This window comes from Pseudomonas sp. EZ-C24 (genome assembly GCF_014525325.1).
GTDB lineage: Bacteria > Pseudomonadota > Gammaproteobacteria > Pseudomonadales > Pseudomonadaceae > Aquipseudomonas > Aquipseudomonas shirazensis.
On the sequence record NZ_JACDIU010000014.1, the window covers coordinates 436,241 to 450,681 of the forward strand.

Sequence of the window (14,441 nt, forward strand, 5' to 3'; positions counted from 1 at the left end):
AACTTCAGAGAGCCTGGGATTTGAACAGGAGCCCGAGATGAGCGAACCCCTGCAGGAATATCAACGCAAACGTGATTTCAACGCCACCCCCGAACCCGCCGGAAAGTCACGGCGCAGCAAAAAGCCACAGGCATTGCAGTACTGCATCCAGAAACACGATGCCAGCCACCTGCACTACGATTTCCGCCTGGAACTGGACGGCACCCTGAAGAGTTGGGCAATTCCCAAAGGCCCTTCACTGGACCCAAAAGTGCGCCGGCTCGCTGTGCATGTCGAAGACCATCCGCTGGATTACGCCGAGTTCGAAGGCAATATCCCCGACGGCCACTATGGCGCCGGCGACGTGATTGTCTGGGACCGTGGTGTGTGGGAGCCCGAAGGTGACGCGCACGCTGCCTACGCCAAGGGCAAGCTGCGCTTCCGCCTGCAGGGCGAAAAACTCTCAGGCGTGTGGAATCTGTTTCGTACTCGTCTGGTAGGCAAGAAAGAACAATGGATGCTGGTCAAATCGCATGACGGCGATGCCCGTAGTGAAGACGAATACAGCATCGTCGAGGCTCTGCCTGACAGCGTGATCAGTGACCGCACACTGGTGCCGCGCAAAGCAGCAAAGTCTCCCGCCAAAACGGCCAGGAAAGCACCGCCTGCTGCCAAGCGCAGCGCCAGCAAAACCAAAGCCGAGCTACCTGAAAAACTGCAGCCTCAGCTGGCCACTCTTGTCGATGCCGCGCCTGCCGGCGACTGGCGCTACGAGGTCAAGTTCGACGGCTACCGCATCCTCGCCCGGATCGACGGCGATGATGTCCGCCTGTTTACTCGCAATGGCCACGACTGGAGCGCGAAGATGCCCCACCAGGTCGAGGCGCTGCGCGCGCTCAAGCTGAAGCAAGCCTGGCTCGATGGTGAAATGGTGGTGGCCAACGAACAGGGCGCTGCAGACTTTCAGGCATTGCAGAATGCCTTCGATACGCAGAACGACGAGCAGATTACCTATTACCTGTTCGACCTGCTGTTCCTAGGTGGCGAAGACCTGCGTCAGGTGCCGCTGCAAGATCGCCGTGAGGCGTTGCGCCAGCTGCTTGAGCACAATGAGCGGGACTGTCTCAAGTACTCAGCCGACTTCGACGAGCCGGTCGAATCGCTGCTGCAGAGTGCCTGCAAGCTGGAACTTGAAGGGCTGATCGGCAAGCGAGCCGACAGCGTCTACTCAGGCCGACGCAGCAATGACTGGATCAAGCTCAAGTGCCAGCTGCGCCAGGAGTTCGTGATCGTCGGCTATACCGATCCCAAAGGCAGCCGCAGCGGGTTTGGCGCCTTGCTGCTGGCCCTCCACGACAAGCCCAGCGGTGAGCTGCGCTATGCCGGCAAGGTGGGCACCGGCTTTACTGCAACGACGTTGGCCAGCATCCATGCACGCCTGAAACCTCTCGAAGTCGCCAAGCCGGCGCTCGCCAAACCTCCAACGGGCGCAGATGCGCGTGGCGTGCATTGGCTCAAACCGAAACTGCTGGCCGAAATCGCCTACGCACAGATCACCCGCGACGGCAGTGTGCGCCATGCGGTTTTCCACGGTCTGCGTGACGACAAACCGGCCAAGGCCATCGACCTGGAGCATGCAATGCCAAAAGCCGCCGTTGCTAAGAAATCCCCTAACAAATCCAGCGATGAAGAAAACCTCGGTGAACTGCGCCTGACTCACCCCGACCGGGTGATCGACGCCGGCAGCGGCGCCACCAAGCGGCAAGTCGCCGAGTACTACGCCGCCGTCGCCGACTGGCTCATGCCGCAACTCAAGGACCGCCCAGTGGCACTGGTACGCGCACCGGATGGGCTGGAAGGCGAACTGTTCTTCCAGAAAAACGCCGGCCAGCTGCACCTACCCGGCGTGCTCGGCTACGACAAGGCCGAGGCTGGCCAGGCGGCCATGGTCATCAACAGGCCTGAGACCTTGCTTGGCGCGGTACAGATGAACACGCTCGAGCTGCACACCTGGAACGCCACCGACAAGGATTTCGACAAGCCAGACCGCTTCGTGCTCGACCTCGATCCTGATCCTGCGCTGCCTTGGAAAGCCATGTTGGAAGCCACCCAGCTGACCTTGACCCTGCTTGATGAGCTGGGTCTCAAAGTATTTCTCAAGACCAGCGGCGGCAAGGGCATCCACGTGGTGGTGCCGCTGACCCGCCGCGCCGGATGGGACGAGGTCAAAGACTTCAGCCATGCCCTGGTCAACTACCTGGCCAAGCTGTTCCCCGAGCGCCTGAGCGCCGTGTCCGGGCCAAAGAACCGCGTCGGGCGGATCTTTATCGACTACCTGCGCAATGGCAAAGGCGCCACCACTGCCTGCGCCTACAGCCTGCGCGCACGCGAAGGCCTGCCGGTGTCGGTACCGATCTGGCGTGAGGAGCTGACCGAGCTCAAAGGTGCCAACCAATGGACGATCAATAACCTGCACGAGCGTTTGGCTGAGGTTGAAGATCCATGGGCCGATATGGCCAAGACGCGCCAGTCAATTACCGCTGGCATGCGCAAAAAGATGGGGCTCAAGTGATGGTGGACTGGATCGACCTTCTGCAGTGGCCGGCCATGCTGCTTACCGTAATTGCCGCCTGGTGCATCGGTTCACGCCGACCCCATCGGCGGCGGATGGGTTTCTGCTGCTTTATCAGCAGTAATCTGTTGTGGGTGATCTGGGGCTGGTCGATCGAGGCCTGGGCGTTGATTGCACTGCAGTTCTGCCTGGGCGCGATGAACCTGCGCGGCTGGAAGAAAAACCTGCAGGCCGAAATGAGTCACTGACCGTACCCCTCGCCCATGCCCCTCAGGAGGCTTTGCGTGTGCGCTTGGCGGGTTTCTTTTCCGTAGTTTTGGCAGGCTCGGGCGCTTTCTTCTTGGCTGCACCGGGCTTGCCTCCGAGGCTGCGTTTGAGCAATTCGGTAAGGTCGATGATATCTGCGCTTTTCTCGCCCTTGCCGCCCTCGGCCTTCTCCACCACGGCGATCTTGCCCTTGCTCGCCTTCTCTTCGACCAGATCCATGATCGTCTGCCGGAACGCATCATGATATTGGTCCGGCGTCCACGGCCCGCTCATGTCTTCGACCAGGCGCTTGGCCATGTCCAGTTCACGCTTGTCGACCTTGATATCGGTTACGCTCTTGTCCAGCTCCAGCGTATCGAGGCCGCGCACTTCCTCTGGCCAGCGCAGGGTAATCATCACCAGTGCATCATCCAGCGGGCGCAACAGCGCCAGGTGCTGGCGGGTATGCAAGACCACCGTGGCCAACGCCACCTTGCCGGTGCTTTCCAGGGTTTCACGCAGCAGCGCATAAACCTTGCCACCGCGCTTGTCCGGGCTCAGGTAGTACGGCGTATCAAAGTGCTGCAGGGGAATATCGCCGGCCTCGACAAACGAGAAGATATCGATCGTTTGGGTGGCCTCAGGGCGCGCCTTGCGGATCTCGTCTTCACTGATCACTACATATTGGCCTTTCTGGTACTCCACGCCTTTGACGATGTTGTCCTTGTCGATTTCCTTGCCGGTGACCTTGTTGATGCGCTTGTAGCCCACCGGCTCCATGCTGCGTTTGTCAAGCCAATCGAAATCGACCCGCTCGGTACGCACGGCGGTATTGAGTGAAACGGGGATGTGCACGAGGCCAAAACTGATCGCGCCTTTCCAGATTGCCCGGGCCATGGTCAGCTCCTGAAATTGCTAGGGTTGCCCAGGCTGGAATGAGCGCAGCGCACCGCAGCGCTCGCAACATTGACACTCCAGCCCGGCTTGTCGGTGATTGATCAGGGTCCGCCATTGGCAGCCCCGCAGCAGGCAGTAAAACTTCATCAGCCACCTCCACGGCCTGAACCACTTCAGGCCCTTAATATGAATGACTGCATGGCGAGATGAAGGTTTGATCGAGATGCCGCACGGCCTGGCCCAAGCGCTCTGAACCAATCATCAGGACCAAGCGTCAATCGCAAAAGACACTCAAGGTGCCCCGTCATGCCGCAAGCTCAAGTCCAGGCTGTACTCGATTATCTGAAGCAGCAACACCTGCTGCTGACCACTGCCGAGTCGTGCACCGCAGGGCGCATGGTTGCACTACTGGCCGAAAGCCCAGGCACCGGCGAGGTGCTCGAGAGCGGCTATGTGGTGTATTCGCCTGAAGCGAAAAAACGCCTGCTGGGGGTGAGCGATATCACCATCGAGCGCTATGGATTGACCAGTGAGGCGGTAGCTTGGGAAATGGCGATGGGCGCCCTGCGCGACAGCACCGCTACCGTTGCAATCGCCACCACCGGAGTTGCCGGGCCAGAGAGTGCCGACGGTATAGCGCCGGGAACATTGTGTTTTGCCTGGGCCTTCGCCGGCGAGCCGCTGGCGGTTTTCACCCGAACCCAGCGCTTTTTCGGAATTCGCACCGAGGTACTGCAACAGGGTGCGCTGTATGGATTGACACGCTTGAGCCATTACCACCAACGCTGGTTGCGCGGCGAACGGGCTTGATCCAGATCGGCTCAGGGCTGAGTAAGGTTAAGGTTGCTGACCGGCCAGGCGCCTTGACCTTCTGCAACGACCATTTCAACCACCTCGCGCAGCCCCTGGCGTTTATCTCGCCCGGCCAATCTCGCATGTTCGAGGCATTCCAGCTGCCGATCAGCACTGGTGCCTTCAGTCAAAATCCGCTGCGCCTGCATGAATGCCCGTTCAGCATCGACCGAGTCAGGCGGGTGCTGCCCGCGTAGCTGCGCCAGCCAAACCAAGGCGGATACCGGCTGTTGCTGTTCAAGCCCGATGAACTGCCCATGGCGACCATAACGCATGGCCCGCCAGTAGTTCTCTTGGGCAATCCAGTGAGTTTCGCGACTGGCCGGCGCCGGAGCGTAATGAGGCATGACGCAACACTCCACCAGATGGCGAAACAAACCCGCAATGCACAGCGCATCTTCCAGCCGCGGGCAACCATCACTGATACGCAGTTCCACGGTGGCAAAGCGCTGGGATGGCCGCAGCGCCCACCAGAATGCGCCATCGATAGCCAGCGAGCCGGTCCGCTGCAGCAAGCCGCGATAGCGTTGATACGCAGTCCAGTCTGCCAGCGGCTCTGGCAGCCCCATATGTGGCCACTCGCCGCAAATCGCCCGGCGGTAGCTTATGTAGCCGGTGTTCTCCCCGCTCCACAGCGGTGAAGAACTGCTCAGCAGCAGGAACATCGGCAACCAGTACACCACTTGGTTGATCAGCTGGATGCGATCGCAGCCAGGTGGCACGCCGACATGCACATGCAGCCCCGAGAGCAGGCTACGCCGCGCCACGTGCTGGTAATCATCGAATAATTGCCAGTATCGCGGGGTGGTCCTCGGACGCTGGCGTTGCCACTGCGCGCTGGGATGAGTGCCGGCACAATAGAGGGCAGCGCCCTCCTCGGCCAACGCCTCGTTCAGGCGTTGGCGGCTATCATCGAAAAACTGCTGGGCCTGGCGCACGTGATCGAATATCGGCGAGGCGACTTCGATCTGGCAGCGGAACATTTCTTCGGCAAAATACTGCCCCATGACTTCGCGGCAGAGATTACCCACCACTGGCGAAGGTGCAGCCAGCACCTTGCCGGTGACTGCTTCTACCAGCAGGTATTCTTCTTCGATGCCGAAGGTACAAGGCTTGAACATACGTTCATCCGATTCGGGTAACGCTTAACGCAACTGCTGCAATCCGCTCGACCTGCTCATAACCTGGCTCATTCAACTGTTCGCCGAACACGTCCGGATCAAGCTCGCGGTAGACCCAACTCCAGCGTGGCCCGGCCAAAAGCGCGCGTGCCACTTCAAGCAATGGGTCACGGCCCTCGATCATGGCCACTCCGGTATACAGCAGCAGCGTGCCCCCGGGGCTGAGGCGCTCACAGCCTTGTTCGATGATCTGTAATGACAGCTGCGCACCGAGTGAGCCGCCGCCGTGGCGATACTGGCGCTGCTGGGTGTCGAGCATGTAAGGGGGATTGGCGACGATCAGGTCGAACGTGCCAGTGACACCGTCGAGAATATTGCTGCGCTGGACTGAAACATTGGTCAAACCTGCCAAGGCGGCATTAACCGTGGTGTAACGCAGCGCCAGCGGGTTGATGTCCACCGCACTGACCTGAGCATGCTGGGCCGCCCTGGCGATCAGTAGCGCGCCAACTCCGCTGCCGCAGCCGATGTCTACAGCATGCTGCACGGGCGTTGCACAGCGCTGCAGATGCTCGTGGATGACCTGGGCAAATCGGTAACTGTCCGGGCCGAAGAATACTGCATCGCTGGCCTCGGTCGGATAGGCGGAATGCACCAGGAGCAGATCTTCCAGAGTCGACCAGCGCACCTTGCTGCGCAGCGACTCGCCGTGCTCGTCCAATACCTGAGCCTCGGCCAGCTGCTGCAGTTGGTCCGCCGACAAAAGCCCCGCAGCAAATGGCCTGCTCCAGCCAAAAATGTCGCGCAGTGTGCAAGCGCGCTGGGCCTCAGGTCGCGCATTGTTACGCGCATGAGTCGCTGGGCTGACGCAAGTAAACCGATAGCCGTCAGCACGCAGGTGCTTGCCTAATTGCAACAAGGCCTCGTCAGCCTGAGTCTGTTCTTCGCTGGCTGCAATCAATGAGCGTTCTCCTGGGTAAGACCGGTAGCGCGAATGTACGCGCGGGTAGCTTCCAACCCCGCCGGCAAGGCATGCCGGTTACCTGCCATACGGGCGATGAGCGTTTCCAACGGTGCGGTCGAAGGCTTCTGCATACTGCTTGGTGCGTCGAGCTGCAGCCCAGTCTCCCAGCTTCCGGGGGCAACGCGGCGGATCCTCGGGCCTTGCCAGTCCGCGCTGATCCAGTCGTACCACAGCTGCTTTTCATAGGCACTGAACACGCCGAACATAGGTGCAGTGGGGCCCTCCATGACGCGCCAGAAGCGGCTCTCGGCCGGGTCCTGTCCGCGCACAACCCATTTTTGCGCTTGCAGCGCATCGAGGAAGCCGGCCATGCCGTCTGGTTCAGCCAGCCATTGATTGATGGTGCGGCCCTGCAGGCGGCAATGGTCGGAATGCATGAACTGGCCGAACAGGCGCTTGCGTTCCAGCGAGCTGATCAGTTCCTGTTCAAGATCGAAGCTGGCGATAAGCGCGGTGGCAGATTCACCGAGCTCGTTCAGCCGATAACCCTGACGAACCCGTTGGTAGTAGGCTCCGGCGTCGCTTTCCGGCAGCAATTGCAGCAGTGCCTGAATCGATTTGTGCGCGTGGCCGGTTGCAGCATTGTCGATGGTGACGTGCAGCTGGAAGTAGTGGCCGTCGATGCCCAGTTCTGCCAGTTCATAGGTGGTGATCAACAGATGCAGCGGTGGTTGCTCATAGCCCAAGTTGTAGCCAATAGCCTCGGCCTCGAAGGCATCGCCGTGCGCGCCCAGGGCCAGTTGAACGGTACCTTGCAGATAACGCTCATCGACAAGTGGCAGCAACTCCAGGCAGCCAAGGCGGCTGAGCAGGCGCTGATAGATCAGGACGTGGTTGCAACGCGGATCACCATCACCCAACTCTTCTAAAAAGGTACGGATAAGGCCGTGATAGCGTGGATCCTGCCAGTGCTGCAAAAAGCCATGCAGCCAGGCACCATCGACCGCTTTGGTCGGAGCCACTTGCTGGATGTACCACAGTGCCTGGGCGCGGTTGGCAAAATAACGGCGTGGCCCGCCTTCGCGGCGCTGAGTCAGGTAAGTCGCGAACTCCGCAGCCACCTGAGCACTGTGGCGCACCGCCCAGTCGCTGAGCTGAGCAGGCGAAGCTGGGAGATCATCCGCCAGTTGCTCGGCGCGCTTGAGCTGTCGGGCAAGCCATTGCGCACTGTCGACGCTGTGGCCGTGCAGGAGTGCCCGGTAGCGCTGTTCGAAGCTGTCTTCCGTGGTCAAGGCCGGAACCATGGGGGCGGCCTTGCGGGTCATCACCGTCATGACTCATTCCTCGTGCACTTATTGGTTTTTGTTGTCCTGCGGCATGGGCTCTGGCCCAGGCGCGGGTTGTGGAGCGGGTGTCTGGTGCTGCTGCATCTGCAGTGAGGGCTTGCTTTCATCGGCATCTTTGGCTGGGTGGCTGTCGTCGCGGTCGAAACAGCCGGTCAGTACCGCCAGGCTGCCGAGCAGGCAAACGGTAGGTGCTATAGACCGTGGGCGCATGATCTGTCTCCTTCAGCAACGCAGCGCCGGCGGGACCGGCGCTGCGTCATTTCACTTACGAACGTCCGCCCTTGCGGCCGGAATCACTGGACTCACCACCACCTGACTTCTGTCCGCCCTTACGGCCGGCTTCAGAAGCCTTTTCGCGATCATTAGCGAAGTTGCCCGGATTTTTCGTTCCACCCTGGCTGCCGGTCTTGTTGGTGTCTTTCTTGTCCATGGTGCGTAACCTCTCGTAGCTACTAGGATGCACGGTGATGAGCCGCACATAGCTGGGAGTGCCGCGATAACAGCGGATTCGCTTTATTTCCGAAAGGTTCGGACCAATGGCATTAAAAGCCCGATGAGGCGTTATTTAGTGCGCAACGCTTAGGCAGGTTGCTCGAGCTGGCGTTGCCGACGCCCTAGCCAGCCGCCGACCCCGGCCCAGCTCAAGGCAAGAGCTGCGCCGATCAGCATCGCCAGCTGCGGATGCTCGCCGAGGAGGTCCAGGCCGCGTTTGAGCCAACCACTCAAGGCGTCGCCACCGCGATAGACCACCGTGTCGATAAAGCTCTTGGCCTTGTACTTGGCTTCGGCCGGTAGCACCGTAAAAAGCATCTCGCGACCGGGCCGCACCAGTGCGTACTCGCCAGCACGGCGTACCACCATCACCCCTACAAACACGGCAAAGGTCGGCGCCAGGGCCAGCCAGACAAAGCCCAGGGCCATCAGCAGCGGTACGCCAACCAGCAGCACGCCGACACCCAACCGCCGGGCGAGCCTGCCAGTGATAAACAGCTGGGTGAGAATCGCCAGCGCCTGCACCACGCTGTCGATCAGACCGAACACCTGCGTCTGCTGAGTCCGATCAGTGAAGGTTTCACTAACAATGCGGGCCTGTTCGAAGTACAAAAAGGTGCTGACACTGGCAAGCAGCACCACGAACAGGGCAATGCCCAGCAGATAAGGCGAACGCAAGACTGCCGTCGCCCCGGCAAACGGATTGCCACCCAGCGGCTTGTTCGGCGGCAGTTCAGCAGTCAGCTCCAGAGGATGCTGCGAACGCCAGTGTTGCAGGTAAGCGCTCGCGGCGATGCTGCCAAGCAGCAGCAGGCTGGCCAATAACAGCAATCCGCTGTGGCCCAAGGGTGCGACCAGCAAGGTTCCCAGCACTGGCCCAGCCAAACCCCCTGCGCTGGCTCCGGCAGCAAGCAAACCGAACAGGCGCTTGCCCTGCTCTGTGGAAAACAGGTCCGCCAGCACGCTCCAGGCCAAAGAAATCGCCAGCAGATTGAACACAGACAACCAGATGTAGAACGCACGGGCCGTCCACAGCGCCTGTTGGTCAACGGCAAACAGCCCCGCAAACAACACCAGGTTGCTGACAAAGAAGCCGTAGGTCCACGGCAGAATGCGCTTGCGTTTGACTCGCGATGCCAGCCAGCCGAACAGCGGCAGGCAGACCAGCGTGGCGATGAAGGTGCCGGTGAACAGCCACTGCAGATTGTCGATGCCGCCGGCGATGCCCATGGTTTCGCGCACCGGGCGCAGCATGAAATAGCCGGTAAACAGCAGAAAGAACATCACCAGGCCGGCGGCCACTGCCGGCCCTTCGCCAGGTTGCAGGTTCAGGCTGTTGCCCAGCCGCTCACGCCAACGGCTCATGAGCCTAGCCAAACAGTTTGATCAACGCGCGCTGGTGCGCCTCGCTCAGCAACTGACCATGGCCGGCTTTGAGCTGGTCGATCTGGCGATCGGGGCGGCCGGTGGCGGGGATCACCGCCGTCACGGCCGGGTGGCTGATGGCGAACTTCAGAAACAGCTGCGCCCAACTGCTTGCGCCTACCTGTGCCGCCCAGTCTGGCAAGGCCATGTCCTTGACCCGGGCAAACAGGCGGCCATCGTCAAAGGCACGATTGATCAGCACCGCAACGCCCTTGTCCTGGCACAACGGCAACAATGCGCGAGCGGCCTCGGGCGCATTTACCGAGTAATTGATCTGGACGAAATCCAGCGGCTCCTTGCGCACGATCTGCGCGACCTGCTCATGGCTGCTGGACAGGTAATGGGTGATGCCGACATAGCGGGTCTTGCCCTGCGCCTTCAGTTCACGGGCATAAGGCAGCTGCCGCTGCCAGTCGCGCAGGTTGTGGATCTGCAGCAGGTCGACCCGATCGGTGCGCAGGCTGCGCAAGGTGCCCGCCCACTGCGCCTCGGCAGCGGCCTTGCTGTCAGCGGCAATTTTGGTGGCAAGGAAGCACTGGCGATGCCAGCCGCCCTCCTCCAGTAACTGGCCAAGAATGGCATCGGCACCGCCGTAATTAGGCGAGGTATCGATGATGCGCCCGCCGCCAGCAAAGAACGCCTGCAGAACCTGCTGGAGCCGCTGATACTCGGCACTCCCTGTTTCCACTTCGAAGCTGCCAGAGGTGCCGGCGCCAATCACCGGCAGCGCCTCGCCAGTGCCGGGCACCTTGCGGGTCAGCAAGCTGTCGGCGGGAGCAGCCAGCAACCAGGGGCTGCTGGCCAGCAAGCCCAATGCTGCACCAGTGCGTAGGACATCACGACGCGCATACATGGAAAAGCCCCTGTCATAAGCCGGAAACTTTCAAGGCTAGCCGTGATGACGCGAGCTGTCGGTGCATTCTGTATCTGGATGTTTGGCCGCTTGGCCAGGGTCAGCCGAGCAGCAGACGCACGTCCAGCCCCTGTTCAGTCATCGGCGGGCACCAGTAATAACCACCAGTCAACGGCCGGCTGAAGCGATAGAGGGCATCCACCACGCCGTCTTCCAGGCCGCTCATGCGCCGCAGCTGGACATCGAAAGCGTCGAACGAACGGCCAAGCGCTACAAACGCCAGGCCTGCGCCGCGGTCGTCAGCCCACGACACCGAACGACGCACCATGAACGCTTCCGGCGCGTAGCTTTCCTGGGCGGTACGTTTGACGTGAGCCGATTCCGGCGCATCGTCGAGCTCTTCGTTGTCTTCTAGACGGCGGCCAATGATGTCGTCCTGTTCGGTCTGAGGCAGCGACTTGAAGTAGCTCAGGTCATGCTTCCACAACTGGAACGCTGCGTAGCTCGAACCCGCCAGGCCGGGCTCAGCGTCGGCGACGATGGCAGCTTCGACCGCAGCGTCGTCACTTGGATTTTCAGTGCCGTCTTCGTAACCGGTAAGGTCTCGACCGCCCTGGTGCAGGAAGCCGTCGATGCTGTCGACCAGTTGCAGCGCCGGCGCCAGCTGCGCGATCAGTGCCTGGCTGCGCAGATACAGGTCACCACGTTCTTCGCCACGCAGCCACAGCCACAGCGCGTGCTGGGTGCTTGGGTTGTGTACCACCGCATCGAGCTCAGGGAACGCCTGCAAACCCGGAATTGCCCGGCCCAGCGCAGTCGCCATTGGCAGGCCGACGCCAGCAATCAGGCTGCGCCCGTCGACTTCGGCGAGCAGCGCATCCAGTACGCCAGGCAGGGCTTGTGCGCTGTGCAGGGTAAAAAACAGGTGACGGGCATGAACCGGCACCGGGGTGGCAAGCAGACCTTGCTGGAACGGCATGACGGGCGAATCCTCGGCAAAAGCGCGAATCCTACTGCGCTGATGGCTCGACCGCAACGCGGCCAGATCGCACAGCGCAGGCTGATTGCCATGGATCCGTTAACAAAACTTTACCAAGGCATGGCGTATTGCGATTACCTCTCATCAAAAGCCCACCTACACTGCTCGCAATCCATTGTTCGAGACTGCCGCCATGACCGCCTCACCCTTGCTCACCGCCATGCTGCCGATCGCCTTGGGGATCATCATGCTCGGCCTTGGCCTGTCGCTGACCCTCGCTGACTTTGCTCGGGTAGCCAAGTACCCCAAACCGGTGGTCATCGGCCTGGCGTGCCAGATCCTGCTGCTGCCATTGGTGTGCTTCATGATTGCCAATGGCTTTGGCCTGGAGTCGGCACTGGCGGTGGGCTTGATGCTGCTGGCAGCCTCGCCGGGCGGTACTACCGCCAACCTGTTCAGCCACCTGGCACACGGTGATGTCGCGCTGAATATCACCCTCACCGCGGTCAACTCACTCATCGCAATCCTGACCATGCCGCTGCTGGTCAACTTGTCGCTGAGCTGGTTCATGGCCTCCGATCAGGTCATTCCGCTGCAATTTGCCAAGGTCATGCAGGTGTTTGCCATCGTCCTGCTGCCGGTAGCGCTGGGGATGATGATCCGGCGCTGGGCGCCAACCTTTGCCGGGCGCATGGAGAAGCCGATGAAATTGGTGGCGGCGTTGTTCCTGGCCTTCACCATCGTTCTCGCGCTGACCAAGGATTGGCAGACGGTGCTCGAGTACGCGCCGGTAGTGGGTGCGGCGGCGTTGCTGTTCAACCTGCTGAGCCTGGGTGTCGGCTACTACCTGCCGCGCTTGCTGAACATCCCCAAGCGCCAGGCGATAGCGATCGGCATGGAAATCGGCATCCACAACGGCACCCTGGCGATTGCCTTGGCGCTGAGCCCGTCACTGCTGAACAACCCCACCATGGCGGTGCCGGCGGCAATCTACAGCCTGATCATGTTCTTTACCGCCGCGGGCTTTGGCTGGTGGGTCAGCCGTGGTCACCAGGCTGAAGGGATTAGCGAAGGACGGCGCGAAACGGTCGGTGATTGAGACGGTTATTTGAGCGCAGTTTTGCTGCGCTCACGCAATTGACGCCTGAGCACGCGCAGGGGCGGCGCATAAAAGAAGCCAAACGACACGCAGCCCTCGCGCCCCTTGACTGCGTGATGCAACCGATGCGCGCGGTGCAGCCGTTTCAGGTAGCGGTTGACCGGCCGCAGCCGGCGCGGCCAGTGCCGGTGAAACAGCCCGTCATGGGCCACTACATACAGCAGGCCGTAACCTGCCACACCCGCGCCAACCCACTGCAGCGGCGCATGCCCGGCCTTGCCCAGCGCTACCAGTGCTGCGGCAGTCAACGCAAGGGCCGCAAGGTAGACATCATTGGTTTCCAGCACGCCCAACTGCGGCTGATGGTGCGAGCGGTGCAACCACCAGCCCCAGCCATGCATGATGTATTTATGCGCGAGCGTGCCGACGCCCTCCATGGTCACCAGGGTGCCGAGCAGGACGGCCAGATTGAACAGCATGGGAGAATCCGCAGTGAGTGGGCAAAGCAGCAAGGTTACCATTGCCCGCTGTAGGCTTCAGCCCGCCAGACGCAGAGAAACGTCGTTATGAAGCCATTGTCATGTTTCTGCCATTGACCCTCGCCGAGGTGTGGCGTAAGGTCCGCAGCGCAATTTCGCACCCTTACAGGAGTCCTGCATTGGACAGTAGCCCCAGTCGATTGCGACAGGTCCACACGGCGAGCTAGTCCGGCAGTGCTTTTGCCACTGTCTCGCCGTTAACGCCAGACAGTGGTTCATCGGTCCCGCTCGGGACGATGTTCTCCCTTTTGCTTTTTCCGCCCTCGCCCACGGCGAAGGTCCGGTGGCCCTGCGCATTCTGTTTTTCGTTCGCGTCGTCAAGGTACGACGCTGATACGGGCATGCTGCCCGTAGAAAGAGGTTTGCTATGGATTGGAAAATATTCTTGCTGCGCGTCAGCGTGGCACTGGTACTCGGTGCACTGATCGGTGCAGAACGCCAACTGCGCCAACGTCTAACCGGCCTGCGCACCAACGCGCTGGTCAGTACTGGCGCCTGTCTGTTTGTCCTTATGACCCAGGCAGTACCCGGTATGGCCGCCACCGATGCCTCGCGGATTGCGGCCTATGTGGTGTCCGGGATCGGCTTTCTCGGCGGCGGTGTGATCATGCGCGACGGCTTCAACGTGCGCGGGCTCAATACCGCAGCAACGCTATGGTGCACGGCAGCAATCGGCGTGCTGTGCAGCGTTGGTCTGTTGCTCGAGGCGACGCTGGGCAGCCTGGTGGTGCTGTGCTCCAACATCCTTCTGCGCGATATCGCCCAGCGCCTGGACCATCAGGAAGTACTGCCGGCCAGTGAGGTAGAGCAACGCTTCGAGGTGCGCATCGTCTGCCGCGGAGAAGATGAGATACAGGTGCGCAGCCTGATGCTGCACAGCCTGAGCGACCCAGGGCTGCGCCTGCAGTCGCTGCACAGTGAAGACCTGCCCGACTCGGTACGCCTGGAAGTACGCGCGCAGTTACTGGGCAACGCTCAGGCCGCTGCCCAGCTGGAGCGTCTGGTCAGCCGGGTGAGTCTGGAAAAAGGCGTGAGCGCGGTGCGCTGGCAAGTTCGCGAGTCGGCAGCTGACTGAAC

15 protein-coding genes and 1 pseudogene are annotated in these 14,441 nt (G+C 61.2%); 5 read left to right on the plus strand and 11 right to left on the minus strand.

The genetic code is table 11. From position 1 onward, the window contains the following. Window positions 1-37 precede the first annotated feature (37 nt). Window positions 38-2,551 (plus strand): DNA ligase D, encoded by a 2,514-nt coding sequence (gene ligD, locus IDM28_RS11115; RefSeq protein WP_188035930.1) that lies wholly within the window; start codon window positions 38-40, stop codon window positions 2,549-2,551. Continuing rightward, window positions 2,551-2,799 carry a hypothetical protein gene (locus IDM28_RS11120; protein WP_101319435.1) on the plus strand — a complete coding sequence of 83 codons (249 nt, stop codon included), beginning with the start codon at window positions 2,551-2,553 and terminating at the stop codon, window positions 2,797-2,799. The genes ligD and IDM28_RS11120 overlap by 1 nt, the downstream gene beginning before the upstream one ends. A 22-nt stretch (window positions 2,800-2,821) precedes the next feature. Here IDM28_RS11120 and IDM28_RS11125 read toward each other — a convergent pair whose 3' ends face one another. After that, window positions 2,822-3,694, minus strand: a complete 873-nt coding sequence (locus tag IDM28_RS11125; RefSeq protein ID WP_150571636.1) for a Ku protein — start codon at window positions 3,692-3,694, stop codon at window positions 2,822-2,824. 18 nt (window positions 3,695-3,712) lie between these two features. Continuing rightward, the gene (locus tag IDM28_RS24025) at window positions 3,713-3,841 is read right to left on the minus strand and encodes a PSPA7_2676 family Cys-rich small protein (protein WP_308812229.1); all 129 of its coding nucleotides are present in this window, start codon (window positions 3,839-3,841) and stop codon (window positions 3,713-3,715) included. A 159-nt stretch (window positions 3,842-4,000) separates the two neighbouring features. Between IDM28_RS24025 and IDM28_RS11130 the strand changes: the two genes are divergently transcribed. Then, window positions 4,001-4,504, plus strand: a complete 504-nt coding sequence (locus IDM28_RS11130; protein ID WP_101319439.1) for a CinA family protein — start codon at window positions 4,001-4,003, stop codon at window positions 4,502-4,504. 11 nt (window positions 4,505-4,515) lie between these two features. Here IDM28_RS11130 and IDM28_RS11135 read toward each other — a convergent pair whose 3' ends face one another. From IDM28_RS11135 to IDM28_RS11170, 8 genes and pseudogenes are all read right to left on the minus strand, one after another. Beyond that, window positions 4,516-5,667, minus strand: a complete 1,152-nt coding sequence (locus IDM28_RS11135; RefSeq protein ID WP_188035931.1) for a carboxylate-amine ligase — start codon at window positions 5,665-5,667, stop codon at window positions 4,516-4,518. A 4-nt stretch (window positions 5,668-5,671) separates the two neighbouring features. Beyond that, window positions 5,672-6,625 (minus strand): methyltransferase, encoded by a 954-nt coding sequence (locus IDM28_RS11140; RefSeq protein WP_188036366.1) that lies wholly within the window; start codon window positions 6,623-6,625, stop codon window positions 5,672-5,674. After that, window positions 6,625-7,965, minus strand: a complete 1,341-nt coding sequence (locus tag IDM28_RS11145) for an iron-containing redox enzyme family protein (protein WP_188035932.1) — start codon at window positions 7,963-7,965, stop codon at window positions 6,625-6,627. The genes IDM28_RS11140 and IDM28_RS11145 overlap by 1 nt, the downstream gene beginning before the upstream one ends. An 18-nt stretch (window positions 7,966-7,983) precedes the next feature. Further along, complete coding sequence (locus IDM28_RS11150; RefSeq protein ID WP_101319445.1) at window positions 7,984-8,187, minus strand: hypothetical protein; 204 nt, start codon at window positions 8,185-8,187, stop codon at window positions 7,984-7,986. A gap of 55 nt (window positions 8,188-8,242) precedes the next feature. Further along, window positions 8,243-8,362: pseudogene (locus IDM28_RS11155) on the minus strand (KGG domain-containing protein); the annotation flags it as partial. A gap of 194 nt (window positions 8,363-8,556) precedes the next feature. Next, complete coding sequence (locus tag IDM28_RS11160) at window positions 8,557-9,834, minus strand: NTP/NDP exchange transporter (RefSeq protein WP_150569251.1); 1,278 nt, start codon at window positions 9,832-9,834, stop codon at window positions 8,557-8,559. 4 nt (window positions 9,835-9,838) lie between these two features. Continuing rightward, a complete protein-coding gene (locus IDM28_RS11165) occupies window positions 9,839-10,747 on the minus strand; it encodes an aldo/keto reductase (RefSeq protein ID WP_150571640.1) in 909 nt (302 codons plus the stop codon). Between the two features lie 100 nt (window positions 10,748-10,847). Beyond that, the gene (locus IDM28_RS11170; RefSeq protein WP_181087928.1) at window positions 10,848-11,726 is read right to left on the minus strand and encodes a Dyp-type peroxidase; all 879 of its coding nucleotides are present in this window, start codon (window positions 11,724-11,726) and stop codon (window positions 10,848-10,850) included. A gap of 193 nt (window positions 11,727-11,919) precedes the next feature. Here IDM28_RS11170 and IDM28_RS11175 point away from each other — a divergent pair, with 193 nt between their 5' ends. Continuing rightward, window positions 11,920-12,825: a bile acid:sodium symporter family protein gene (locus IDM28_RS11175; protein ID WP_101319455.1), complete on the plus strand. Its 906-nt coding sequence runs from the start codon at window positions 11,920-11,922 to the stop codon at window positions 12,823-12,825. 5 nt (window positions 12,826-12,830) lie between these two features. On the opposite strand, the gene IDM28_RS11180 is transcribed toward IDM28_RS11175, so the two are convergent. Further along, window positions 12,831-13,304 carry a sterol desaturase family protein gene (locus IDM28_RS11180; protein WP_188035933.1) on the minus strand — a complete coding sequence of 158 codons (474 nt, stop codon included), beginning with the start codon at window positions 13,302-13,304 and terminating at the stop codon, window positions 12,831-12,833. Window positions 13,305-13,731: 427 nt separating this feature from the next. Between IDM28_RS11180 and IDM28_RS11185 the strand changes: the two genes are divergently transcribed. Beyond that, window positions 13,732-14,439, plus strand: a complete 708-nt coding sequence (locus IDM28_RS11185; RefSeq protein ID WP_188035934.1) for an MgtC/SapB family protein — start codon at window positions 13,732-13,734, stop codon at window positions 14,437-14,439. Window positions 14,440-14,441: the final 2 nt, after the last annotated feature.

What these genes read in the sequence shown, in the direction of transcription:
- ligD (WP_188035930.1), top strand. Translation starts at nt 38, where the DNA reads ATGAGCGAACCCCTGCAGGAATATCAACGCAAACGTGATTTCAACGCC.
- IDM28_RS11120 (WP_101319435.1), top strand. Translation starts at nt 2,551, where the DNA reads ATGGTGGACTGGATCGACCTTCTGCAGTGGCCGGCCATGCTGCTTACC.
- IDM28_RS11125 (WP_150571636.1), bottom strand. Translation starts at nt 3,694, where the DNA reads ATGGCCCGGGCAATCTGGAAAGGCGCGATCAGTTTTGGCCTCGTGCAC.
- IDM28_RS24025 (WP_308812229.1), bottom strand. Translation starts at nt 3,841, where the DNA reads ATGAAGTTTTACTGCCTGCTGCGGGGCTGCCAATGGCGGACCCTGATC.
- IDM28_RS11130 (WP_101319439.1), top strand. Translation starts at nt 4,001, where the DNA reads ATGCCGCAAGCTCAAGTCCAGGCTGTACTCGATTATCTGAAGCAGCAA.
- IDM28_RS11135 (WP_188035931.1), bottom strand. Translation starts at nt 5,667, where the DNA reads ATGTTCAAGCCTTGTACCTTCGGCATCGAAGAAGAATACCTGCTGGTA.
- IDM28_RS11145 (WP_188035932.1), bottom strand. Translation starts at nt 7,965, where the DNA reads ATGACGGTGATGACCCGCAAGGCCGCCCCCATGGTTCCGGCCTTGACC.
- IDM28_RS11150 (WP_101319445.1), bottom strand. Translation starts at nt 8,187, where the DNA reads ATGCGCCCACGGTCTATAGCACCTACCGTTTGCCTGCTCGGCAGCCTG.
- IDM28_RS11160 (WP_150569251.1), bottom strand. Translation starts at nt 9,834, where the DNA reads ATGAGCCGTTGGCGTGAGCGGCTGGGCAACAGCCTGAACCTGCAACCT.
- IDM28_RS11165 (WP_150571640.1), bottom strand. Translation starts at nt 10,747, where the DNA reads ATGTATGCGCGTCGTGATGTCCTACGCACTGGTGCAGCATTGGGCTTG.
- IDM28_RS11170 (WP_181087928.1), bottom strand. Translation starts at nt 11,726, where the DNA reads ATGCCGTTCCAGCAAGGTCTGCTTGCCACCCCGGTGCCGGTTCATGCC.
- IDM28_RS11175 (WP_101319455.1), top strand. Translation starts at nt 11,920, where the DNA reads ATGACCGCCTCACCCTTGCTCACCGCCATGCTGCCGATCGCCTTGGGG.
- IDM28_RS11180 (WP_188035933.1), bottom strand. Translation starts at nt 13,304, where the DNA reads ATGCTGTTCAATCTGGCCGTCCTGCTCGGCACCCTGGTGACCATGGAG.
- IDM28_RS11185 (WP_188035934.1), top strand. Translation starts at nt 13,732, where the DNA reads ATGGATTGGAAAATATTCTTGCTGCGCGTCAGCGTGGCACTGGTACTC.